Consider the following 22,077-nt stretch of genomic DNA (forward strand, 5'->3'; position numbering starts at 1 on the left):
GGGTGGTTTCAGGGGAGTGATACGCAGACCGGTGCAGACATGCCGCAGCGCCCGGCGACAGGGCTGCGTTCACAGCTTGTCAGCGGGCACCGCGGCATTGGCCTATTGACCTGCGTCAGGACGCGAGGACCTCGTCGAGCAGGGCCTCGGCCTTGTCCTCGTTCGTGTTCTCCGCGAGGGCCAGCTCGCTCACCAGGATCTGCCGAGCCTTGGCGAGCATCCGCTTCTCACCTGCGGAAAGTCCGCGCTCGCGCTCCCGGCGCCAGAGGTCGCGTACTACTTCGGCGACCTTGATGACATCGCCGGAGGCGAGCTTCTCGAGATTTGCCTTGTAGCGACGGGACCAGTTCGTCGGCTCTTCGGCGTACGGCGCGCGCAGCACCTCGAAGACCCGGTCCAGCCCGTCCTGACCGACCACATCGCGCACACCGACGAACTCCGCATTGTCCGCGGGCACACGTACCGTCAAGTCGCCCTGGGCGACCTTGAGCACCAAGTAGGTCTTGTCCACGCCTTTGATCTGGCGAGTTTCGATGGCCTCGATCAGCGCGGCCCCGTGATGGGGATAGACCACGGTGTCGCCAACCTTGAACGTCATGTGACAGGTACCCCTTCCGTGGCTATCCAGGGTAACACGGATACGGCTTCTTCTGAATGGCGTTTTCGCAGGTCAGGGCATATCTCAGGGCTTGACAACAGCAACCGGAACGTGCTGCGGAGGACTTGCGGAAGGGGGTATTCGCAGGTCGGAGCCGCTGCACAGGGGGGCGGAAACGCGCACGCTACACACACTTGGCGGGCCTCAGGAGAGGCCGAACGTCCCGTTTTGCCGGTTCCTACAGGTGATCTTCCCGTACTCCGTTCGGCCGTCGGTCACCCGTACGGATGCATCCTCGCCGAATCTTGGAAATTGATCACCTTGCGATCGCTGAGTGATCGGGGATGGGTATTCGGGTAACGACGCGGACGGAATGCGGGACGGTTCCTGAATTGATCAAGGCAGTTATGTGAACAGCGGCACAAACGCCGGGGAGCGGCGTACGGAGCGGCCGTCGCCGCCGCCTTGGGGCGGGTCGGGTGCGGCGGGGGAAGGACGGCTCGGTAACCTGAGCGCGCTGACACAAGCACAGCCTGTCCAGTCCGTCCCGTACGTCCTAGGAGATGCCGCCGCCGTGAGCCGCAGCCTTCGACGCGGCGCCCTCGCCGCCACCGCCATCGTCTTCTCGATCGCCTCGCTCTCCGCCTGCGGCGCCGGCAACGACGCCCAGACGCTCGGCGTCAAGCCGGACACCGACACCGTCGCGGTGGACGGCGTCAAGATCCAGAACGCCCTGGTGATCACCCAGCCGAAGGCCGGGGAGGGCCCTGCCGTCGTCTCCGCGACGATCTTCAACAGCGGTCGCGAGGAGCAGACGATCGACTCGATCACTCTGCCCGGCACCAAGGCCACCGTGAAGCTGACGCCGGCCACGGGCGCGGACGCCGTCACCGTCCCGGCCGGCGGTTCGGTCATCCTCGGCGGCAAGGACAACGCCTCCGCGGTCGTCGAGAACGGCAGCGAGGCGGGTCGGGTCGGCGACTTCCAGGAGATCGTCTTCAAGCTGAGCGAGACCGGCGACGTCAAGATGGAGGCGCTCGTGGTCCCCGCCAAGAGCTACTTCAGTGAGTTCGGCCCCACCGAGGTCCCGCAGCCGACCGCGCCGCAGCCGGGCGCGTCGGGCTCCCCGGCCACCGGCGCGAGCAAGCCGGGCAAGCCCGGCGAGCCGGCCGACGACCCGGCGAAGGGCGCCTCCACGGCCCCCTCGGACGCCGCCTCGGCCTCGTCGTCGGCCTCCCACGGCGCCGGTCACTGATCGCGCGTACGGACACGTACACATACGGGTGCGCCCCGCCGGTGAAAACCGGCGGGGCGCACCCGTATGAGGCGGCCTGGTTCGTAGGGCTTACGAGTAGGGGCCTGGCCGTGAGGTCTACGGCTCGAACTTGTAGCCGAGGCCGCGGACCGTGACCAGGTAGCGCGGGGCGCCCGGGTCCGGCTCGATCTTGGCGCGGAGGCGCTTGACGTGGACGTCGAGGGTCTTGGTGTCGCCGACGTAGTCCGCGCCCCACACCCGGTCGATGAGCTGCATACGGGTCAGCACGCGGCCCGCGTTGCGCAGCAGCATCTCCAGCAGGTCGAACTCCTTCAGCGGGAGGTCGACCTTGCCGCCCGAGACGGTGACGACATGGCGGTCCACGTCCATCCGGACCGGGCCCGCCTCCAGGGCGGCCGGGGTGACCTCCTCCGGCTCGCCGCGGCGGCGCAGGACGGCGCGGATGCGGGCGACCAGCTCTCGCGAGGAGAAGGGCTTGGTGACGTAGTCGTCGGCTCCTATCTCCAGGCCGACGACCTTGTCGATCTCGCTGTCCTTGGCGGTCACCATGATGACCGGGACGTTGGAGCGCCCGCGCAGCTGCCGGCAGACCTCCGTACCGGGCAGCCCGGGGAGCATCAGGTCGAGCAGGACGAGGTCGGCACCGTTGCGCTCGAACTCGTCGAGGCCGTCGGGCCCGGTGGCCGCCACGGCGACCTCGAAGCCCTCCTTACGGAGCATGTAGGAAAGGGCGTCGCTGAAGGATTCCTCATCCTCGACGACAAGCACTCGGGTCACGGAAGGACCTCCGGGGCGGGGAGCGGTTCGGTGGTGTTCACGGTGTCGCGGTCGGGATCGGGATCGGGATCGGGGTCAGGATCGGCGGTGTCCGCACGGGACGGGCGGGCGCGGCCCGCTCCCGCCTCGGGCAGCCGCAGGGTGAAGGTGGAGCCCTGTCCTTCTGTGCTCCAGACGGTGACCTCCCCGCCGTGCGAGGCGGCCACGTGCTTGACGATGGCCAGGCCCAGGCCCGTACCGCCGGTGGCGCGGGAGCGGGCGGGGTCGACGCGGTAGAAGCGCTCGAAGATGCGCTCCTTGTCCTTGTCGGGGATGCCGATGCCCTGGTCGGTGACGGCGATTTCGATGAGGTCCCCGCCGGGTGCGGCGACCCGGCGCGCGGCGATGCCGACGCGGGTGCGGGCCGGTGAGTAGTTGACGGCGTTCTCGACGAGGTTGCCGAGGGCGGCGGCGAGCTGGCCGCGGTGACCCCACAGGCGCAGCTCGGAGGTGCCTCCGGCGGCCATGGTGATCTGCTTGGTGGAGGCCGTGTGCCGGGAGCGGTCGATGGCCTCGGCGACCAGTTCGTCGACCCGTACGGGCTCGGCGCCCTCCAGGGGGTCGTCGTTCTGGACCCGGGAGAGGTCGATGAGCTCCTGGACGAGGTTGGTGAGCCGGGTCGCCTCGATCTGCATACGGCCGGCGAAGCGGGTGACCGCCTCCGGGTCGTCGGAGGCGTCCATGACGGCCTCCGAGAGCAGGGAGAGCGCGCCGACCGGGGTCTTGAGCTCGTGGCTCACATTGGCGACGAAGTCGCGGCGTACCGCTTCTATACGGCGGGCTTCGGTGAGGTCCTCGACGAGCAGGAGGACCAGACGGGAGCCGAGGGGGGCCACTCTGGCGGAGACGGCGAGGGCCTCGCCGCGTCCCGTGCCGCGCCGGGGAAGGTCCAGCTCGACCTGTCGTATCTCGCCGTCTCGGCGGGTGTCGCGGGCCATGTGGAGCATCGGCTCCACGGCCAGCTTGCCGCCCCGGACCAGTCCGAGGGCGTACGCCGCCGAGCTGGCCTTGACCACGGAGTCGCTCTCGTCGAGGACGACCGCGGAGGAGCGGAGCACGGACAGCACCGTGTCTACGCCGGGCGGAAGCACGGCGTCGGTGTGCAGTGACGTACGGGTGGGTCTCGCCTGGTCGCGCTCGCTCCAGCGGAACGCCAGCATGGCGATCACGCCGGTGCACACCCCGGCGATCGCGGCCAATGCGGCGACCGCCGCGTTCACGTCCATGTATCCAGGTTATGCGTGGCCGCGGACACTCTCCCAGCCGTCTGAGTGGCTGCTCGAACAGTCGTCGCCCAGAGTTCACCGTGGGGATGTGGCTGGTTCATTTGGGGGGAAAGGGATCACTGGGCACGTCGCCCAGAGTTCACCGAGGGGAAAGGGCCGGTTCACTTGTCATGGAGAAGCCGGACGCGTAGGGGTCCGACCGTGGGAGCGTGAGGGTCCGAAGCCTCACCCGGACCCCGGTCGCTGTGTAGAGAGGGACATCCAATGCGGGACGCGTACCACGAGGAACTTGACTCGATCGGCGAGGGCCTGGTCGAGATGGCCCGCCTTGTCGGGTCGGCGATCGGGCGCGCCACGACCGCCATGCTCGACGCCGACCTGAAGCTCGCCGAGAGCGTCATCGCGGCGGACCAGAAGGTCGACGACCTCCAGCACGACCTGGAGGCCCGGGCGATAGCGCTGCTGGCGCGCCAGCAGCCGGTCGCCACCGATCTGCGGATCGTCGTCACGTCGCTGCGGATGAGCGCGGACCTGGAGCGCTCCGGCGACCTGGCCCAGCACGTCGCCAAGCTGGCCCGGCTGCGCTTCCCGGACACGGCCGTGCCGCGGGACCTGCACGCCACGATCCTGCAGATGGGGCAGCTGGCGCAGCGCCTGATGGCGAAGGCGGCCGAGGTCATCATCACGAAGGACGTCGACCTCGCGCTCCAGCTGGAGCACGACGACGACGAGATGGACCTGCTGCACCGGACGCTCTTCCAGCACCTGATGGACGACCGCTGGAAGCACGGCATCGAGACGGCCGTCGACGTGACGCTGCTGGGCCGCTACTACGAGCGGTTCGCGGACCACGCGGTCTCGGTCGCCAAGCGGGTCGTCTACCTGGTCACCGGCGAGTACGCGGACGAGCTCCAGCAGTCCGAGGCGCCGGTCGAGGGCGCATAGGCGTTCGTTCGACCCCTGTGCGCCGTTGATGCGCCCGGCTGTGTGGGCATGCAATGGGGAGAGGCGACGTACGCCTTTGAGGAGGACCCCATGGCCGAATCCCCCACGACCGACACCCAGCAGGACGCTCCGGTGGACGTCGTGTTCCTGCCCGTCCTCGGCGCCTGCGGCTGCGGTTCGGGCTGTGGCTGCGGCTGTCAGTCGGGCGCGCCGTGCCAGTGCGGTGGCTGCTGCGGCTAGCGAGGCCATCGAGTCCGAAGGGCTCCGCCTGCGGAAGGGCGGGGCCCTTCGGTGTCAGGCGCCCGTCGCGGGAGGAGCGTCGCCGGTGACGGCGGGTGACGTTGCACGGTGCGCGTCGAGGCGCGCGTCCAGGTCCCGGTCGAGGTCGAGGACGCCGACGGTCTGGCGGCCGGCGGTCTCGCCGGTCGGCAGGAAGCCGAGCTTGCGGTAGAACTCCCCCGGGCCGTGCTCCCCCGGCTCCCAGGACACGTACATCCGCGTCTCCCCGCGCCGCCGGACCTCCTCGGCCACGGCCGCCACGGCGAAGGTCCCGTACCCGCGCCCCTGAGCGTCGGCGGAGATGTTGAGCCGCCACAGGCCGCTGCGGCGGTCGTCGGGGTCCTTCTCCGCGTCCCACTGGATGTCGAGGAACGCCATCAGGAACCCGACCAGCTGGTCGCCGTCGAACATGAGCCGCGGCCAGGCTGTCTCGCCGTACGCGTACGCCTCGGCTAGCGAGTGCGTGACGGGGGCGACGTTCTTCTCCTGATCGGGGCGGACGCGCAGGCCGAGGGCGGCGTCGACGTTGTCGGGGGTGATCTTCTCTAGTCGAAGGGTCATCCGCGCACCGTAAGCGAAACGATCATGACGGCGCCCCTGGATTTCGTGCCCCGTGGCGGAGCCCCGGATTTCGGGCCCCCATGGCAGAGCCCCCGCCCGCGGAGGACCCGCGGGCAGGGGCTCGGTCGCGTCTTGCCAGGGGGTTACTTCTTGCCCTGGTTCTTCACGGCCTCGATCGCCGCGGCCGCCGCCGTCGGGTCGAGGTACGTGCCGCCCGGGTTGAGCGGCTTGAAGTCGGCGTCGAGCTCGTAGGAGAGCGGGATGCCGGTGGGAATGTTGAGGCCCGCGATGTCGGCGTCGGAGATGCCGTCCAGGTGCTTGACCAGGGCGCGCAGGCTGTTGCCGTGGGCGGCGATCAGGACCGTACGGCCGGCCAGCAGGTCCGGGACGATGCCGTCGTACCAGTACGGCAGCATGCGCTCGACGACGTCCTTCAGGCACTCGGTGCGCGGCCGCAGCTCCGGGGGGATCGTCGCGTAGCGGGCGTCGTTCGCCTGCGAGAACTCGTTGTCGTCGGCGAGGACCGGCGGCGGGGTGTCGTACGAGCGGCGCCAGAGCATGAACTGCTCCTCGCCGAACTCCGCGAGCGTCTGCGCCTTGTCCTTGCCCTGCAGCGCGCCGTAGTGGCGCTCGTTCAGGCGCCAGGAGCGGTGGACCGGGATCCAGTGGCGGTCGGCGGCCTCCAGGGCGAGCTGCGCCGTGCGGATGGCGCGCTTCTGGAGGGAGGTGTGCAGCACGTCGGGGAGCAGACCGGCGTCCTTGAGCAGCTCACCGCCGCGGACCGCCTCCTTCTCGCCCTTCTCGGTGAGGTTGACGTCCACCCAGCCGGTGAACAGGTTCTTCGCGTTCCAGTCACTCTCGCCGTGGCGGAGCAGGATCAGCTTGTACGGTGCGTCGGCCATGCGTACGAGCGTAATGGACGGCCGGTACGGAGACGGACCGGTGGCGGACGGCGGCGACGGTTGACGGCTCCCGTCAAATGAATGGCCGTCGAGACGCCCCGGCCAGTAGGTTGCAGTAGTAAGCCGCGGCCTCGCGGTCAGCCACTTACAGGGTCTGCCTGCCGCCTGCTGTCACACGCTGTCACCCCGGGGGAACGTCGTATGTCCATCGCCACGCTCAGACGCGCCGCCAAGGAGACCGTCTCAGGGCTTCCTCCCGCGTTCTGGTGGCTGTGGACCAGCACCCTGGTCAACCGCCTCGGCGGCTTCGTCGCCACCTTCATGGCCCTCTACCTGACCCTGGAGCAGGGCCACTCCGCCTCGTACGCCGGTCTGGTGGCCGCCCTGCACGGCCTCGGCGGGGTGATCTCCTCCCTCGGCGGGGGTGTGATGGCCGACCGCCTCGGCCGGCGCCCCACGCTGCTGATCGCCCAGCTCTCGACCGCGGTCTCGGTCGCCGTCCTCGGCCTGATGCACCACCCGGCCGCGATCGCCGCCATGGCCTTCGTCGTCGGCGCCGCCTCCAACGCCTCCCGGCCCGCCGTGCAAGCGATGATGGCGGACATCGTCCCGCCCGAGGACCGGGTCCGCGCGTTCTCCCTCAACTACTGGGCCATCAACCTCGGTTTCGCCGTCTCGTCGGCGGGCGCCGGGTTCATCGCCGAGTACAGCTACCTCGCCGGCTTCCTCGGCGAGGCCGCGCTGACCCTGGTCTGCGCGATCGTCGTCTTCCTCAAGATCCCCGAGTCCCGCCCGGACGGGACGGCCGGCCCGCTCTCCGCGCGGAAGCCGGACGAGGAGATCGGCCTCCGGGACGTGCTGCGCGACGGACGGTTCATGGGAGTCGTCGGACTCTCCTTCCTCATCGCGCTGATCTTCCAGCAGGGGTACGTGGGTCTGCCGGTGGCCATGGGCGCCGACGGCTTCTCCAGCTCGGACTACGGCATCGCCATAGCCGTCAACGGCGTGCTGATCGTCGCCCTGCAGATCCCCGTCACCCGCTTCATCCAGTACCGCGACCCGCGCAAGCTGCTGATCGTCTCGGCCGTGGTCGCGGGCTACGGCTTCGGGCTCACCGCCTTCGCCGACTCGATCGCCGTCTACGCCCTGACCGTGTGCGTCTGGACCCTCGCCGAGATCGTCAACTCACCCGTGCAGAGCGGTCTGGTCGTCCTGCTGTCCCCGGTCCACGGCCGCGGGCGCTACCAGGGCGTCTCCACGATGTCCTGGGCGGTGGCGGCGCTCGTCGCGCCGCTGATGTCCGGCTGGGTCATCGACCGGTACGGCGCCGAGTGGCTGTGGGGGGCGTGCGCGGTGATCGGCATGGTCGCCGGGCTCGGGTACTGGGTGCTGATGCGGGGCCTGCCGCGCGAGCCGATGGTTGAGAAGCCCTCGATGGAGAAACCCTCGGTGAAGGAGAAGGAGAAGGAGAAGGAGGCGGGGGCGGCGGAGGTCGTCGCGTGAGCCCGGTGCCGGGGCCTGCGCCCCAGGACGGACGTCCGTCAGTCCTCCGACGCTCCGGTCAGGTTCCGGAACGCGTCCAGGTTCCGCGTCGACTCGCCGCGCGACACCCGCCACGCGTACTCCTTGCGGATCGCGCTCGCGAAGCCCAGCTCCAGCAGGGTGTTGAACGCGCCGTCCGACGCCTCCAGGACCGAGCCCAGGAGGCGGTCCAGCTCCTCCGGGGTTACCGCCGCGAGGGGGAGCTTGCCGGTGAGGTAGATGTCGCCGAGCGGGTCGATCGCGTAACTCACGCCGTACAGCCGCAGGTTGCGCTCCAGCAGCCAGCGGTGGACGCCCTCCGCGTTCTCGTCCGGATGGCGGATCACGAAGGCGTTCAGGGACAGCGAGTGGCGGCCCACCCGCAGGGACAGGGTCGTGGACAGCTTGCGCGTGCCGGGGAGTTTGACGACGTACGTACCCGGCTCGGGGGACTCCCAGTCCAGTTCCGCGTCGTTGAGGGTGTCTTCGACGACCTGTCGCACGTCAGCCATGGTGCGAGCGTACGCGACGCCGGTGTTCCTGCATCGCCGCAAGGTACACGTCCGCCGTGCCGGACGCGGCCGTGTCCCAGCCGAAGGAGCTCGCGTGGCGGGCCGCCGCCGCGCCCATGCGCGGGGTGAGGCCGGGGTCGGCGGTGAAGCGCCGCAGCGCCCGCGCGTAGTCGTCCGGGTCGTGGCCGGAGACGAGGAAGCCGGTCACCCCGTCCCGTACCGCCACCGGCAGTCCGCCGACCGCCGCCGCGACCACCGGTGTCCCCGCCGCCTGGGCCTCGATGGCGACCAGGCCGAAGGACTCGCTGTACGACGGCATGACCAGCACGGACGCCGCGCGGAACCAGTCGGCGAGCCGGTCCTGGCCGACCGGCGGGTGGAAGCGGACCACATCGGCGATGCCGAGGCGCGCGGCGAGCTTCTGCAGCCCCTCCGGCTTGGCGAGCCCGCTGCCGCTGGGGCCGCCGACGACCGGGACGACCATCCGGGACCGCAGCGACGGGTCCTCCTCAAGGAGCCGGGCGGCCGCCCGCAGCAGGATGTCGGGGGCCTTCAGGGGCTGGATACGGCCCGCGAAGACCGGGATGAAGGCGTCCGCCGGCAGTCCGAGCCGGGCCCGGGCGGCCGCCCGCCCGTCCAGCGGGCGGAACCGGTCGAGGTTCACACCGGGGTGGACGACGGCGACCTTCGCCGGGTCCGCGTCGTAGAAGCGCGCCAGCTCGTCGGCCTCTTCGGCGGTGTTGGCGATGAGCCGGTCGGCGGCGGCCACGATCTGGGTCTCGCCGATGACCCGCGCCGCGGGCTCGGGGGTGTCACCCTCGGCGAGAGCGGCGTTCTTGACCTTGGCCATCGTGTGCATGGCGTGGACGAGGGGGACGCCCCAGCGTTCGGCGGCGAGCCAGCCGACATGGCCGGAGAGCCAGTAATGGGAGTGGACCAGGTCGTAGTGGCCCGGGCGGTGGCCGGCCCAGGCCTGCATCACCCCGTGGGTGAAGGCGCAGAGCTGGGCGGGCAGGTCCTCCTTGGGCAGTCCCTCGTACGGACCCGCGTCGACGTGCCGTACGAGCACACCGGGGGCGAGTTCGACGACCGGCCGCAGCCCGCCCGTGGTCGCCCGCGTGAAGATCTCGACCTCGATGTTGATCGCGGCCAGGCGCTTCGCGAGTTCCACGATGTAGACGTTCATGCCGCCCGCGTCCCCGGTGCCCGGCTGGTGGAGCGGAGAGGTGTGGACGCTGAGCATGGCGACCCGGCGCGGGGGCCGGGGCCGGCCGGGAAGCCGGAGCCTGGACGGCCCGGCCAGGGAGCCGGCGAACCGGGACACGTACTGGCTCACGGCGACGGTCCTTCCGCTGGGGGCGGGTCACTGGTCATCGGTCACTGGTCATCGGTCACTCGGCAGGTCGCGCCCTGCGCCGGCGGGCCGGCGGTCGGGCATGACGACCGGAGGGCGCGCGGCGTCCTCCAAGCCGCACAACACCGGAATGTGGTCTTTCATTTCCGCTTTGCCAATTCATTGCCGTGCCGGTCGGCGCGTCCTGACCGCTTACGCTCCTTCCATGGCCCCGCGCACCACCCTCCCCCAGAGCTCCGCCTGGGGGCACCCCCAGTCCGCTTCGCTCGTCGGCACGACGACCCGCGGGACCACCAACCCCAACCGGCTGCGCCGCATGGACCGCTGGATCGCCGCCGTCCACGGCCCGGCCCTGCGCCGCTGCGCCGACGCCCCGGTCGCCGTCGACCTGGGGTACGGGGCGGCCCCCTGGACCGCCGTGGAGCTCCAGACCCGGCTGCGTACGGCCGATCCGCGCACCCGGGTCGTCGGGATCGAGATCGAACCGGCCCGGGTGGCCGCTGCGAAGCCGTACGAGCGCGAGGGGCTGACCTTCGTCCACGGCGGCTTCGAGGTGCCGGTACCCGGTCAGGTCGACCTCATCCGCGCGGCGAACGTGCTGCGCCAGTACGACGAGGGCGAGGTCGCCCAGGTCTGGCGGCGGCTGTGCGGGCGGCTGGCGCCGGGCGGGCTGCTGGTGGAGGGAACCTGCGACGAGATCGGCCGCCGGCACGTGTGGGTGGCGCTGGGGCCCGAGGGGCCGCGTACGGTCACCTTCGCCACCCGCCTCGGATCGCTGGAGCGCCCCTCCGACCTGGCCGAGCGGCTGCCCAAGGCGCTGATCCACCGCAATGTGCCGGGCGAGCCGGTGCACGCCTTCCTGCGCGACTTCGACCGGGCCTGGGCGGCGGCCGCGCCGTACGCCTCGCTGGGCGCCCGGCAGCGCTGGATCCGTACGGCGCGGGAGCTGGCCGCCGACTGGCCGCTGGTGGACCCGCGGGGCCGCTGGCGGCAGGGCGAGATCACCGTCACCTGGGACGCCCTGGCGCCCAACTCGCCCTGACCCGGCGCCCCGGGCACGCCTGGCGGACGTGGCGCAGGGCACGGCCGGACGAGGGAACGCACTCGGACGATCTTTCGTCTCAGACGGGTGGATGTGGCCCGCCGGGCCGCCAGTACCTCTGTTGCTTTGGCATGACACATGGCACCATCGCCGATGTCATTGAAAGTTACTGACGGTAAATCAGGTTTCGTGTGTACTGGTGTGCATCCGGAGGGGGAAGCTTGTGAACCGACGCCGTAGCGCCACCGCCGCGATCACCGTGGCCTGCGCCCTGACGGTGCTGGGCACGTCCATGCAGACGGCGTACGCCGCCCCGCTGCCACCGCCCCCGCCGAAGAAGAGCCTCGAAGAGGTCCGCAAGGAGATCGACGGGCTGTACCGCAAGGCGGCCGTCGCCACCGACGCGTACAACCTCGCCGAGGAGCGGGCCGAGCAGCAGTCCGCCGAGATCGTGCGGCTCGCCAAGGCGATCGTCGCGGGCCAGGCCAGGATCGACGACCTGAAGGCCCGCGCGGGCGCGGCCGCCCGCGCCCAGTACCGCGGCGGCGGCCTGCCCCCCGAGGCGCAGCTCGTGCTCACCGACGACCCCCAGCTCTTCCTGGACGGCGCGGGCCGCATCCGGCAGGGCCAGAAGGCCACCAAGGACCTGATCGCCGAACTGACGCGGACCCAGGGCGAGTTGCGGACGTACACCAAGGACGCCAGCACCGAGTGGACCAAGCTGGAGGCCAACCGCGTCAGGCAGGCCAAGGCCAAGAAGGACATCAACGACAAGATCGCCGCCGCGAAGAAGCTGGAATCCCAGCTGGAGGCCGCGGAACTGGCCCGCCTGCTCAAGCTGGAGGAGCAGGAGCAGTACAAGAAGCAGAACGACTGGCTGAAGTCCGGCGTGCTCAAGGGGCTCAAGGGCGCCACGACCGAACAGGGCAAGGCGGCGGTCGCGTTCGCCACCAAGCAGATCGGCAAGCCGTACGTGTGGGGCGCCGAGGGCCCGGGATCGTACGACTGCTCCGGGCTGACCCAGTCGGCCTGGGCGGCGGCGGGACGCGGCATCCCGCGCACCTCGCAGGAGCAGTGGCGGCTGCTGCCCCGCGTGGACATCAAGGACATGCGGCCCGGCGACCTGATCATCTACTACAAGGACGCCAGCCATGTCGGGATGTACGTGGGCGGCGGCGCGATGGTGCACGCGCCGCGGCCGGGCCGGAACGTGACGATGGCCGGCGCGGGGTCGATGGAGATCCTCGGGGTCGTCCGCCCGGCGTCGTAGCGGCAGGGATCGTAGCGGCGCGTGCCGTGGGGCCGGGGCTCGTGGCGGCCGGCGTCGTGGCAGCGCGTGTGACCGATGTGCGCGGCCCCTTTGTGGGCATTCGTGCGTGACCGATGCGCGCGGCCCCTTTGTAGGTATTCGTGTGTGACCCACGCCATGTACCCGATGTGACCTACGACATGACGCACTGAAGCCGCTCCCGCGTGATGTTCGTCATGGCCCGGCGGTCAACTACCTCCCCATGCGCGGCATATGCCATCCACACTTCGTCGATCACCATTCCGCTGGGCCGCCGCGTACCGCTATGGTCCCCGTCTGGCGGGACGTCGATCGGCGTCCTGCCGCGCCCTCGGGGGGAGGGAAGGAAACCGGACCGATGCCCGTACCCGTACCGCGACAGCGGACCACCGCCTCCGTGGAGACCGTCGTCGCGGAGACCGCCCAGGGGACCGCCGCCCAGGCGACCCTGTCGAGCACCCAGTGCACCCCCGGCGGCGTCAGCGGCGGCGATCTCACCCTGCTGGTGATCGAGGACGACCCGGCGGGCACCTTCACCGTCCCCGAACTGCTCGACGCGGCCGGCACCCGCGTCCGGATCCGCACCGCCCGCAACCTCACCGAGGCCGAGCGGCTGCTCACCGACGACGTGCACTGCGTCCTGGTCGACCTCGCGCTGCCCGGCCGGCCGGACGACGCCCTGGCCCCGCTGCGGCAGGTCCTGCGGCTCGCCCCGCGCCACGCCGTACTCGCGCTCGCCGCCTCCGCGGACGCCGAGCTGGCGGCCGAGGCCGTACGTGTCGGGGCGCAGGACCATCTCTTCCGCGAGGAGCTGGACGGCCGGCTGCTGAGCCGGGCCATCCGCTACGCCGTGGAGCGCAAGCGCGCCGACTCGGTGCAGGTGAAGCTGGCCGAGTCCCGGCTCCGGGCGCAGGAGAACGCCCGCCTGGAGCGCGGGCTGCTGCCCACCCCGCTGCTGGACGGCTCCGACCTGCGGTTCGCCGCCCGCTACCGGCCGGGCCGGTCCCGGGCGCTGCTCGGCGGCGACTTCTACGACACCGTCCGCACCCCGGACGGCACGGTCCACGCGATGATCGGCGACGTCTGCGGCCACGGCCCGGACGAGGCCGCGCTCGGCGTGGAGCTGCGGATCGCCTGGCGGGCGCTGACCTTCGCGGGCCTGTGCGGCGACGAGCTGCTCTCCACGCTCCAGCAGGTGCTGGAGCACGAACGGGAGAGCGAGGAGATCTTCGCGACCATCTGCACGGTCGACATTGCGCCGGACGGCCGCCGGGCCGGTCTGTGCCTGGCCGGGCATCCGTCCCCGCTGATCGCCCGGCACGGCCGGGCCGCGCAGCTGCTGCCGTACGAGGACAGCGGCCCGGCGCTCGGCCTGCTGCCGAACGCCCGCTGGCCGCGCCGCCAGGTGGAGCTGGGCGGCACGTGGAGCCTGATGATGTACACCGACGGCCTGATCGAGGGCCGCTCGGCGGGGCCGGGGACGCCGCGGCTGGGCCAGGAGGGCATGGTCGACATGATCAACCGGCAGCTGGCGGAGGGCCTCGGCGGCGAGGATCTGCTGGAGGCGGCGGTGGCGCAGGTGCGGGAGCTGAACGGCGGCGAGCTGACCGACGACGTGGCGGTGCTGCTGCTCGACCGGCCCGGAGGCCGGTCCTAGGCCGGTCCTGGGCCGTCCTGGACCGGGCGTTACGGGCGTTCCAGGGGCGCGTTCGTCAGCGGTTGCCGTTGTACGGGCCGTACGGGCCGTCGCTGCTGGATCCGCCGCGCCGGCCGCCGCGGCCGCCGCCGGAGACCTGCTGGAGCGCGGGCCGGACGTCGACCATGAAGACGATGGTGGCGATGAGCCCGGCGATCTGCAGGAACAGCATCGGGACGAAGAGGTTCACGGCGACCACGATGCCGAGGATCACCAGCCAGAACGGCTTGGTCTTCTTGTCGGCCGCGCGGTAGGCGTCCTCGCGGGCCACGGCCGCGAAGACGAAGGCCACCACGGCGAGGACGAGCATGGCGAGGTAGAGCAGGGAGAGGAATGTGCCGAATCCCGTGAGCAACATGCTGAGCACCGCCTAGAGAGTGGAAAAAGCGCCTCGCGGCCAAGGTACCCGTAGAACGCCGTGGGCACCCCGATGGTGCCCACGGCGTTCCCGGATCTCCTCGTCGGTCACTTCTCGGCCGCGGGGGCCTTGCGGGCCGTGGCCTTGCGGGCGGGGGCCTTCTTGGCCTGGGCGCCCTGCGCGGGGACGTCCTGCCCCGTGGTCTGCCGGGCCTTCGCCGCGTCCTCGCTCTTGGCGGTCGCGGAACCGTTGGCGGCGCTCTTGGTCTCGGAGCCGTGCGCCTCGTCGCCGTTCGGCTCGACGGCCACGGCGATCTCGACGATCTCCTCGGCCGCCCCGCCGCGCCAGGCCTTCACGGCCTCCTCGCCGTGGGCGGCGACCTCCTCGTACTTCTCGCGCGCCTTCACCGCGTACTCGGCGGCCACACCGACCCCGCGGAGCGCCAGGTCCTGGGCGGTCTCACCGAACTTCTTCAGGTCGGTGTCGAGGCTGCCGAGCACCTCGGTGACCTTCGCCTGGACGGTGGCCCCGGCCTCCTTGGCCTGGGTGGTGACCTTCTCCTGGACGGCCTTGGGGTCGGCACTGCGCACGGCCTCGATCCGCGCGGGCGCCTCAGCGGCCAGCTGCTCGATCAGGCCGGGGACCTTGCGGGCCTGCTGGACGGCGAGGTCGGCCGTACCGGCGGCGAAGTAGAGGGGCGTACGCAGCTCTTCGATGATGGCCATGACTGGGGTTCCTCCCGGATGCGGTTGGGTGCTGCGAGGTCAGTCTTCGGAGGGGGGTGCGACGGCTGCGGCATCGGCGGTGTCGAGACCGTTCTCCTTGCGGAAGGAGTCGTAGATCTGGAGCAGCACCTGCTTCTGCCGCTCGTTGATCGAGGGATCGGCCAGGATGACGGCGCGCGTCTCCAGCTCCTCCCGCTCCCGCTCGTCCAGAATCCCGGCGCGTACGTACAGCGTCTCGGCGGAGATCCGCAGGGCCTTGGCAACCTGCTGGAGCACCTCGGCACTGGGCTTGCGCAGCCCGCGCTCGATCTGGCTCAGATACGGATTGGACACCCCGGCGGCTTCGGCGAGCTGCCGCAGGGAGAGCTGCGCGGTGCGCCGCTGCTCGCGGAGGTACTCACCGAGATTGCCGACGTTGAGCGATGCCATGCTTCCGAGGATGCCTCGCATCGCTAACAATTGCAAGCAAGCCGCTAGCTGGAGTGTCGCCACCGGCGTGTAGCCACCGACTCCCCCGGGAGCCGAACATCGTCGCGCCGCGCGTAGGGATCAGTCGACGGGAGCGCCGAACCACTGGCGCAGGCGGTCCAGCAGCTCCTGCTGGTCGTCGCCGACCCATGCCACGTGTCCGTCCGGCCGCAGCAGCACCGCGGGGACGTCCAGTTCCTCGGCCGGGTCGACGATGTGGTCGACCCGGTCCGCCCAGCCCGCCGCCGAGAGTCGGCCGGTGCGGTCGAGCAGCAGGCCACGGGCGCCGTGCATCAGCTCGTAGAGGCGGCCCTCCTTCAGCCGTACGTCACGCATCCGGCGGCCCAGCAGGTCGTGGCCCTCGCCGAAGTCGTAGCGGACTCCGACGGCGGTGACCATCTCGGTCACGTACCGGTTCACCTCCTCGAAGTCCATCAGCTTCGAGAACAGCTCCCGCAGCGCGGTCGCCCCCGGGTCGGTCCCCAGGAGGGTGATCTGCGCGCGGGTGTTCTCCAGGACGCGGGCGCCCACCGGGTGCCGTTCGGCGTGGTAGGTGTCGAGGAGCTCTTCCGGCGCCCAGCCGTTCACCTCGGCGGCGAGCTTCCAGCCGAGGTTGAACGCGTCCTGGATGCCGAGATTGAGCCCCTGCCCGCCGGTCGGCGGGTGGATGTGCGCCGCGTCGCCGGCCAGCAGCGCGCGGCCGACCCGGTAGCGCTCCGCCTGTCGGGTGGCGTCGCCGAAGCGAGACAGCCAGCGCGGCGAGTGCACCCCGAAGTCGGTGCCCGCGTACGCCCGCAGCTGCCGCTTGAACTCATCGAGGGTCGGCGCGGTCGCCCGGTCCTCGCGCACGCCGTCGGCGGGCACGACGACGCGGTACCTCCCCTCCCCGAGGGGCTGGAGGCCGAACCTCAGTTGGGTCTTGTGGACTTCCGCGACCACGGCGGCGATCGTCGCCGGGTCCTCGGTCGCCTCCATGTCACCCAGCAGCGTCTCGACCGTGGCGGGCTGGCCCGGGAAGCCGACGCCGAGCAGCTTGCGCACCGCACTGCGGCCGCCGTCGCACCCGACGAGATAGCGTGAGCGCAGCCGCTCTCCGTCCGCCAGTTCGACGGTCACCCCGTCCTGGTCCTGGCTCAGCCCGACCACTTCGCGGCCGCGCCGGAGTTCGGCACCCAGCTCGAGGGCGCGCTCTTCGAGCAGCCGCTCGGTCACCGGCTGGGGCGTGGCGAGGCCGTAAGGGTGGGCCGTGTCCAGCTGGTCGGGCCACGGCTTCATGATGCCGCCGAAAAGACCTCCGACCTGGAACTTCTCACTGACCGCGAGGAACCGGTCCAGCAGGCCGCGCTGGTCCGTCAGCTCGACGCTGCGCACATGCAGGCCCTGCCCGCGAGACTGCCCGGTCGGCTCGGTGAGCTTCTCCAGCACGACCACGCGCACGCCGTGCAGCCGCAGCTCGGCGGCGAGCATCAGCCCGGTCGGACCGCCGCCGACCACGATCACGTCGATCATCACACGCACCCATTTCCGCAGGTAGTTGGCTTGAGACCGGTGATTCTGCGCCACGACCGGGGCCTTGCCGCAAGCCCCCCGGTGCGCTATATGTTGAGAGTGGCAAGGAGCGGGTGACCTCCTTGCCTTTCCTATTTGCCCGGCGCCGAAGTTTCCGGGGCCGAGGAAAGTCCAGTTCTGGATAATCCGCGACGGACCGAATTGTTACGCTGGCGGCATGACCGCCATGGCACCCGCCCGCACCGAACCGGACCTGTCGTTCCTCCTGGACCACACCAGTCATGTCCTGCGTACGCGCATGTCGGCGGCGCTCGCCGAGATCGGGCTGACCGCGCGGATGCACTGCGTGCTCGTCCACGCGCTCGCCGAGGAGCGGACCCAGGCGCAGCTCGCCGAGATCGGCGACATGGACAAGACCACGATGGTGGTGACCGTGGACGCGCTGGAGAAGGCCGGACTGGCCGAGCGCCGACCCTCCGAGCAGGACCGGCGGGCGCGGATCATCGCGGTGACCGAGGAAGGCGCGCGGGTCGCCCGGCGGAGTCAGAAGATCGTGGACGGGGTCCACGAGCAGGCGCTCGCCTCGCTGCCCGAGGCCGACCGGGCGGCGCTGGTCAGGGCGCTCGGGCTGCTGACCGAGGGGCACCTGGCCACCCCCGTCGAGAGCCCCCGGCCGGCCCGGCGCGCCCGCCAGCGCGAGCAGTAGCGGCCTCTCACCCCGCCCCCCTCGCAAGAGGGTCACAAACAAATAGTCTGCAACGGAACTATCTGCTACGGTCTTTCTTGTCGGGCCCCTTCGGCGTGGGCCCCCGCGAACAGGAGAGACCCATGTCCGCCGCCTCCGCCCGCTCGTCCGGCCCTGTCCCCCGCTCCCGCTGGCTGGCCCTCGGAGTCATCGCCACCAGCCTCCTGATGATCGTTCTCGACGGCTCGATCGTGACCGTGGCGATGCCGGCCATCCAGAGCGACCTGGGCTTCACCCCCGCCGGCCTCAGCTGGGTCGTCAACGCCTACCTGATCGCGTTCGGCAGCCTGCTGCTGCTCGCCGGACGGCTCGGCGACCTCATCGGCCGGAAGCGGATGTTCCTCGCCGGCACGGCGGTCTTCACCGTCGCCTCCCTCCTCGCGGGCATCGCCACCACCCCGGCAGTCCTCATCGCCGCCCGCTTCCTCCAGGGCATCGGCAGCGCCATGGCCGCCGCCGTCAGCCTCGGCATCCTCGTGACGCTCTTCACCGAGCCCAAGGAACGCGCCAAGGCGATCGCCGTCTTCAGCTTCACCGGCGCCGCCGGAGCCTCCATCGGGCAGGTCCTCGGCGGAATCCTCACCGACGCCCTCGACTGGCACTGGATCTTCTTCATCAACCTGCCGATCGGCGTCGCCGCCCTCGCCCTCGCCGTCCCCGTCCTGCCCGCCGACCGCGGGCTCGGCCTCAAGGCGGGCGCGGACGCGATCGGCGCGCTGCTCGTCACCGCGGGCCTGATGACCGGCATCTACACCGTCGTCAAGGTCGAGGAGTACGGCTGGACCGCGGCCCACACCCTCGGCTTCGGCGCCCTCGCCGCCGTACTGCTCGCCGGCTTCTTCGTCCGCCAGGCCACGGCCCGCAGCCCCCTGATGCCGCTGCGCGTCCTGCGCTCCCGCAGCGTCGTGGGCGCCAACCTCGTCCAGATGCTGATGGTGGCCGCGCTCTTCTCCTTCCAGATCCTGGTCGCCCTCTACATGCAGAAGGTCCTCGGATACGGCGCCGCCAAGACCGGGCTCGCCATGCTCCCCGCGGCCGCGGTCATCGGCACCGTCTCGCTCGGCGTCTCCGCCCGCCTCAACGCCCGCTTCGGCGAGCGCAACGTCCTGCTCACCGGCCTCGTCCTGCTCGTCGGTGTCCTCGGACTGCTCGCCCGCGTCCCCGTCCACGCCAGCTACGTCACCGACCTGCTCCCGGTCATGCTGCTCGCCGCGGGCTTCGGCCTCGCCCTGCCCGCGCTGACCACGCTCGGGATGTCCGGCGCGAAGGAGGAGGACGCGGGCCTGGCCTCCGGGCTCTTCAACACCACCCAGCAGATCGGCATGGCGCTCGGGGTGGCCGTCCTCTCCACGCTCGCGGCGTCCACCACCAAGAGCAGCCTCGCGGCCGGCGCCGCCCCGGCCCAGGCGCTCACCGACGGCTACCACCTGGCGTTCGCCGTCGGCACCGGGCTCCTTCTCGCCGCGTTCGCCGTCGCCTTCACCGTGCTGCGGCGGCCCAAGGCCCCGGCCGACGACACCGCCACCGGCCCGGCGAACTCCTCCGCCCCCGTCCACGCCGCCCTCTGACCCCCGCCACCACCTGCCGGAGGCCCTCACGCGCGCGTGAGGGCCTCCGGCAGGTCGCGCGCGTGGACCACGTCAAGCCGGGAGACCGCCCGGGTCAGCACCACGTACAGCCGGTGCAGCCCGCGACGTTCGGCCGCCACGATGGCGGACGGCTCCACCGCCACCACGTGGTCGTACTCCAGCCCCTTGGCGATGCTCGCCGGCAGGACCGTCACGCGCGCGTGGGGCGGGAGCGCCTCGGCCAGACGCGGTACGAGCCCGTCCTCCGCGATCACCCCGACCGACCCCTCGTGGTCCAGCGCGGCCCGTACCGCCTCGGCCGCGCCCGCGACCACGTCGTCCACCCGGCGGAACGTCAACTCCCCGTCGCTCCGGAGCGATCGGGCCTCGGGCACCTCGGCCGCGAGCGACGGCAGCAGCCGGTTGGCGAGCTCGACGACCGCCGCCGGCACGCGGAAGCCGGTCGTCAACGGCACCACTGCGGCCTGCGGTTTGCCGAGGTGCGAGAGGTGCTCGGACCAGCTGCGGGCCGCCCAGGGCGTGGTGCCCTGGGCCAGGTCGCCCAGGACCGTGAGCGAACCGAAGTCCGCGCGGCGGCCGATCGCCCGGCACTGCATCGGCGAGAGGTCCTGTGCCTCGTCGACGACCACGTGGCCGTAACCCGCGGGCCGTTCGATCAGGCAGGCGAGCTCGTCGAGGAGGACGAGATCGGCCGCCGACCACTTCGCGGACCGGTACGAACGCGGGGGCGCGACCCAGCGGATCGCCGCCCGCTCCTCGGGGGTCAGCAGTGCGTCGCGGGGGTCGGTGAGGAAATCTGCGAGGACCTCCTCGGGGGTGACCTTCGGCCAGCAGGCGTCCACGAACGCGCTCACCGCCCGCGCCCGGGCGATCTTCCCGGTCCAGGCGGCGCCGCGCGGGCCCGACCGCCGCTCGGCCTGGAGCTGGACGGCGCGCACGGCGCGGGTCCGGATCCGCTCCCGGCCGACCGCGTACGGCGGCGCCTCGGCCCGTACCTCCTCGACGATCTCCGCGAGCGCCTCGCACGGCACCCGCCAGCGGTACGAACCGTCCGGCACCGCGAGGGAGTCGGCCGGGGCCGCCACCCGGGCGTAGAGCGCCCGGTGCAGCACGCGGGCCATCCGGGCGTCGTGCTTGACGACCGCCGCGGCCTCCGAATCGACGGCCCGGACCTCATGGCCGCGGCCGATCTCCTCCTCGACCGTCGACTGGCGGATGCCGGTCTCGCCGAGCGAGGGCAGCACTTCGGAGATGTAGGAGAGGAAGGTGCGGTTGGGGCCCAGGATCAGCAGGCCGCCGCGCTGGATCCGCTGCGGGTGGGTGTAGAGGAGGTACGCGGCCCGGTGCAGCCCGACGGCGGTCTTGCCGGTGCCTGGAGCGCCCTGGACGCAGACGGTCGTGGCCAGGTCGGCGCGGACGAGGTCGTCCTGTTCGGGCTGGATGGTGGCGGCGATGTCGCGCATCGGGCCCACGCGCGGCCGCTCGATCTCCCCGGCGACGATGGCGCTGATCCGGCTGTCGCCGGCCGCGAGGTGTTCGTCCTCCAGGCCGGTCAGATCGGCGGAGGCGCCGGTGCTCGCGGGAGCCCAGCCGAATCGGCGGCGTACGTCCACACCCTGTGGATCGCGGGCGCTCGCCTGGTAGAAGGAGCGCGCGACCGGGGCGCGCCAGTCGATGACGAGGGGCGGATCGGCCGGGCGCTCGCTGATCCTGCGGCGGCCGATGTGGTGGCGCCGGCCGTCCTGGAGGTCGAGCCGGCCGAAGAAGAGCGGGCCGGGTCGCTGCTCGCGGAGCTCCTTGGCGTGGCTGCGCAGGTGGTAGCCGAGGGCTTCGGCGTCGGCGCCGGACGCGGCGACGTCCTCGCCGGTGACGACCTGCTCGGCGGCGCCGTCGACCATGCGGTCGAGGGCGGTGCGGCAGGTGTCGTGGTAGGCCCGTTCCGTGGTGAGTTCATGGTCGAGTGACGTCATTGCACCGAGCATAGCCAATGACATAACCGAGTAACGTTTTTTACTTGGTAAAGATCGGCCCGTCCGAATCAGGTGAGCCCGTCCGTCAGCTGCCGGAAGGCGAGGTCGGCAGCGGCCACCGCGTCCGGGTACACCGCGTCGGCGCTCTCGCCTGCGGCGATCCGGCGGCCGTTCTCCTCGGCGAGGACCCGCCGGACGGCGACGATCTGCCCCGCTGCGAGCCGTGCGGCGAGCCCGCCGCCGAGGGCCTCGGCGAGCGCCTCCTCGGACCGCTGCTGGTACGCGTACAGCCGGGCCACCAGACTCGGCGTCCCGTACAGCAGCCGCAGGAAGGCGAGCACGCCGGCGTCGTCGCTCAGCCCCGTCACGGGATCGCGGCGGGCCAGCCCGTCCAGGAAGTGGCGGTGCAGCGCGGCCAGGGGGGACTCGTCCTCGGGGCGGGCGGCCACCACCCGGGACTCCTCGGCCTCATGGTCCGCGAAGCGGTGCAGGACCAGGTCCTCCTTGGCCGGGAAGTACCGGAACAGGGTCGGCTTGGAGACGTCGGCGGCGGCCGCGACCTCGGCGACCGAGACCGCGTCGAAGCCCCGGTCGAGGAAGAGGGCGATGGCGGCGTCCGAGAGGGCGCGGCGGGTCTGCCGCTTCTTGCGCTCACGCAGTCCGGTGGTCTCCATACGAGGAGGGTACGAGGCCACGC

Annotated in this window: 22 protein-coding genes; 9 read left to right on the top strand and 13 right to left on the bottom strand. The window is 71.5% G+C overall.

Features of this window, described 5'->3' with window-relative positions:
* Positions 1 to 115 precede the first annotated feature (115 nt).
* Positions 116 to 598 (bottom strand): CarD family transcriptional regulator, encoded by a 483-nt coding sequence (locus tag IEZ01_RS27650; protein WP_003953493.1) that lies wholly within the window; start codon positions 596 to 598, stop codon positions 116 to 118.
* 574 nt (positions 599 to 1,172) lie between these two features.
* Between IEZ01_RS27650 and IEZ01_RS27655 the strand changes: the two genes are divergently transcribed.
* On the top strand, positions 1,173 to 1,853 hold the full coding sequence (locus IEZ01_RS27655) for a hypothetical protein (RefSeq protein WP_019887465.1): 681 nt from the start codon (positions 1,173 to 1,175) through the stop codon (positions 1,851 to 1,853).
* A 117-nt stretch (positions 1,854 to 1,970) separates the two neighbouring features.
* Here IEZ01_RS27655 and phoP read toward each other — a convergent pair whose 3' ends face one another.
* Positions 1,971 to 2,642: a two-component system response regulator PhoP gene (gene phoP, locus IEZ01_RS27660; protein WP_465270246.1), complete on the bottom strand. Its 672-nt coding sequence runs from the start codon at positions 2,640 to 2,642 to the stop codon at positions 1,971 to 1,973.
* Between the two features lie 5 nt (positions 2,643 to 2,647).
* Positions 2,648 to 3,916 (bottom strand): two-component system sensor histidine kinase PhoR, encoded by a 1,269-nt coding sequence (gene phoR, locus IEZ01_RS27665; RefSeq protein WP_189204356.1) that lies wholly within the window; start codon positions 3,914 to 3,916, stop codon positions 2,648 to 2,650.
* 264 nt (positions 3,917 to 4,180) lie between these two features.
* Here phoR and phoU point away from each other — a divergent pair, with 264 nt between their 5' ends.
* Together phoU and IEZ01_RS27675 are read left to right on the top strand one after the other, a co-directional pair.
* Complete coding sequence (gene phoU, locus IEZ01_RS27670) at positions 4,181 to 4,861, top strand: phosphate signaling complex protein PhoU (protein ID WP_019887467.1); 681 nt, start codon at positions 4,181 to 4,183, stop codon at positions 4,859 to 4,861.
* A gap of 90 nt (positions 4,862 to 4,951) precedes the next feature.
* Positions 4,952 to 5,101: a hypothetical protein gene (locus tag IEZ01_RS27675; RefSeq protein ID WP_169392990.1), complete on the top strand. Its 150-nt coding sequence runs from the start codon at positions 4,952 to 4,954 to the stop codon at positions 5,099 to 5,101.
* A 54-nt stretch (positions 5,102 to 5,155) separates the two neighbouring features.
* On the opposite strand, the gene IEZ01_RS27680 is transcribed toward IEZ01_RS27675, so the two are convergent.
* Together IEZ01_RS27680 and IEZ01_RS27685 are read right to left on the bottom strand one after the other, a co-directional pair.
* Entirely contained in the window at positions 5,156 to 5,701 is a 546-nt protein-coding gene (locus IEZ01_RS27680; RefSeq protein WP_189204358.1) for a GNAT family N-acetyltransferase, read from the bottom strand.
* Between the two features lie 143 nt (positions 5,702 to 5,844).
* On the bottom strand, positions 5,845 to 6,603 hold the full coding sequence (locus tag IEZ01_RS27685) for a phosphoglyceromutase (protein WP_019887469.1): 759 nt from the start codon (positions 6,601 to 6,603) through the stop codon (positions 5,845 to 5,847).
* Between the two features lie 201 nt (positions 6,604 to 6,804).
* Between IEZ01_RS27685 and IEZ01_RS27690 the strand changes: the two genes are divergently transcribed.
* The gene (locus tag IEZ01_RS27690) at positions 6,805 to 8,106 is read left to right on the top strand and encodes an MDR family MFS transporter (protein WP_189204360.1); all 1,302 of its coding nucleotides are present in this window, start codon (positions 6,805 to 6,807) and stop codon (positions 8,104 to 8,106) included.
* A gap of 38 nt (positions 8,107 to 8,144) precedes the next feature.
* On the opposite strand, the gene IEZ01_RS27695 is transcribed toward IEZ01_RS27690, so the two are convergent.
* Together IEZ01_RS27695 and mshA are read right to left on the bottom strand one after the other, a co-directional pair.
* Complete coding sequence (locus tag IEZ01_RS27695; protein ID WP_019887471.1) at positions 8,145 to 8,636, bottom strand: type III secretion system chaperone family protein; 492 nt, start codon at positions 8,634 to 8,636, stop codon at positions 8,145 to 8,147.
* Positions 8,629 to 9,972, bottom strand: a complete 1,344-nt coding sequence (gene mshA / locus IEZ01_RS27700) for a D-inositol-3-phosphate glycosyltransferase (RefSeq protein ID WP_019887472.1) — start codon at positions 9,970 to 9,972, stop codon at positions 8,629 to 8,631. The genes IEZ01_RS27695 and mshA overlap by 8 nt, the downstream gene beginning before the upstream one ends.
* A gap of 223 nt (positions 9,973 to 10,195) precedes the next feature.
* Between mshA and IEZ01_RS27705 the strand changes: the two genes are divergently transcribed.
* From IEZ01_RS27705 to IEZ01_RS27715, 3 genes are all read left to right on the top strand, one after another.
* A complete protein-coding gene (locus IEZ01_RS27705; RefSeq protein ID WP_019887473.1) occupies positions 10,196 to 11,032 on the top strand; it encodes a class I SAM-dependent methyltransferase in 837 nt (278 codons plus the stop codon).
* Positions 11,033 to 11,255: 223 nt separating this feature from the next.
* Positions 11,256 to 12,302 carry a C40 family peptidase gene (locus IEZ01_RS27710; protein ID WP_189204362.1) on the top strand — a complete coding sequence of 349 codons (1,047 nt, stop codon included), beginning with the start codon at positions 11,256 to 11,258 and terminating at the stop codon, positions 12,300 to 12,302.
* Between the two features lie 376 nt (positions 12,303 to 12,678).
* Positions 12,679 to 13,977, top strand: coding sequence for a PP2C family protein-serine/threonine phosphatase (locus IEZ01_RS27715; RefSeq protein ID WP_189204364.1), 1,299 nt, complete (start codon positions 12,679 to 12,681; stop codon positions 13,975 to 13,977).
* Between the two features lie 55 nt (positions 13,978 to 14,032).
* On the opposite strand, the gene IEZ01_RS27720 is transcribed toward IEZ01_RS27715, so the two are convergent.
* The 4 genes from IEZ01_RS27720 to rox all read right to left on the bottom strand — a co-directional run bounded on the left by IEZ01_RS27720 (position 14,033) and on the right by rox (position 17,076).
* Positions 14,033 to 14,374, bottom strand: coding sequence for a DUF2516 family protein (locus IEZ01_RS27720; RefSeq protein WP_019887478.1), 342 nt, complete (start codon positions 14,372 to 14,374; stop codon positions 14,033 to 14,035).
* Positions 14,375 to 14,481: 107 nt separating this feature from the next.
* Entirely contained in the window at positions 14,482 to 15,099 is a 618-nt protein-coding gene (locus IEZ01_RS27725; protein WP_019887480.1) for a hypothetical protein, read from the bottom strand.
* Positions 15,100 to 15,138: 39 nt separating this feature from the next.
* Positions 15,139 to 15,528 (bottom strand): helix-turn-helix domain-containing protein, encoded by a 390-nt coding sequence (locus IEZ01_RS27730; protein WP_019887482.1) that lies wholly within the window; start codon positions 15,526 to 15,528, stop codon positions 15,139 to 15,141.
* Positions 15,529 to 15,648: 120 nt separating this feature from the next.
* Positions 15,649 to 17,076: a rifampin monooxygenase gene (gene rox, locus IEZ01_RS27735; protein WP_019887484.1), complete on the bottom strand. Its 1,428-nt coding sequence runs from the start codon at positions 17,074 to 17,076 to the stop codon at positions 15,649 to 15,651.
* A gap of 217 nt (positions 17,077 to 17,293) precedes the next feature.
* Between rox and IEZ01_RS27740 the strand changes: the two genes are divergently transcribed.
* Both IEZ01_RS27740 and IEZ01_RS27745 read left to right on the top strand, forming a co-directional pair.
* Entirely contained in the window at positions 17,294 to 17,782 is a 489-nt protein-coding gene (locus IEZ01_RS27740) for a MarR family winged helix-turn-helix transcriptional regulator (RefSeq protein WP_019887485.1), read from the top strand.
* A gap of 122 nt (positions 17,783 to 17,904) precedes the next feature.
* On the top strand, positions 17,905 to 19,389 hold the full coding sequence (locus IEZ01_RS27745; protein ID WP_019887487.1) for an MFS transporter: 1,485 nt from the start codon (positions 17,905 to 17,907) through the stop codon (positions 19,387 to 19,389).
* Between the two features lie 26 nt (positions 19,390 to 19,415).
* On the opposite strand, the gene IEZ01_RS27750 is transcribed toward IEZ01_RS27745, so the two are convergent.
* Both IEZ01_RS27750 and IEZ01_RS27755 read right to left on the bottom strand, forming a co-directional pair.
* Positions 19,416 to 21,380 carry a HelD family protein gene (locus IEZ01_RS27750; RefSeq protein ID WP_189204366.1) on the bottom strand — a complete coding sequence of 655 codons (1,965 nt, stop codon included), beginning with the start codon at positions 21,378 to 21,380 and terminating at the stop codon, positions 19,416 to 19,418.
* Between the two features lie 68 nt (positions 21,381 to 21,448).
* Positions 21,449 to 22,054: a TetR family transcriptional regulator gene (locus IEZ01_RS27755; RefSeq protein ID WP_019887492.1), complete on the bottom strand. Its 606-nt coding sequence runs from the start codon at positions 22,052 to 22,054 to the stop codon at positions 21,449 to 21,451.
* Positions 22,055 to 22,077 lie beyond the last annotated feature (23 nt).

The sequence above is a fragment of the Streptomyces purpureus genome (genome assembly GCF_014648195.1).
In the GTDB taxonomy this organism is placed as follows: Bacteria; Actinomycetota; Actinomycetes; order Streptomycetales; family Streptomycetaceae; genus Streptomyces; species Streptomyces purpureus.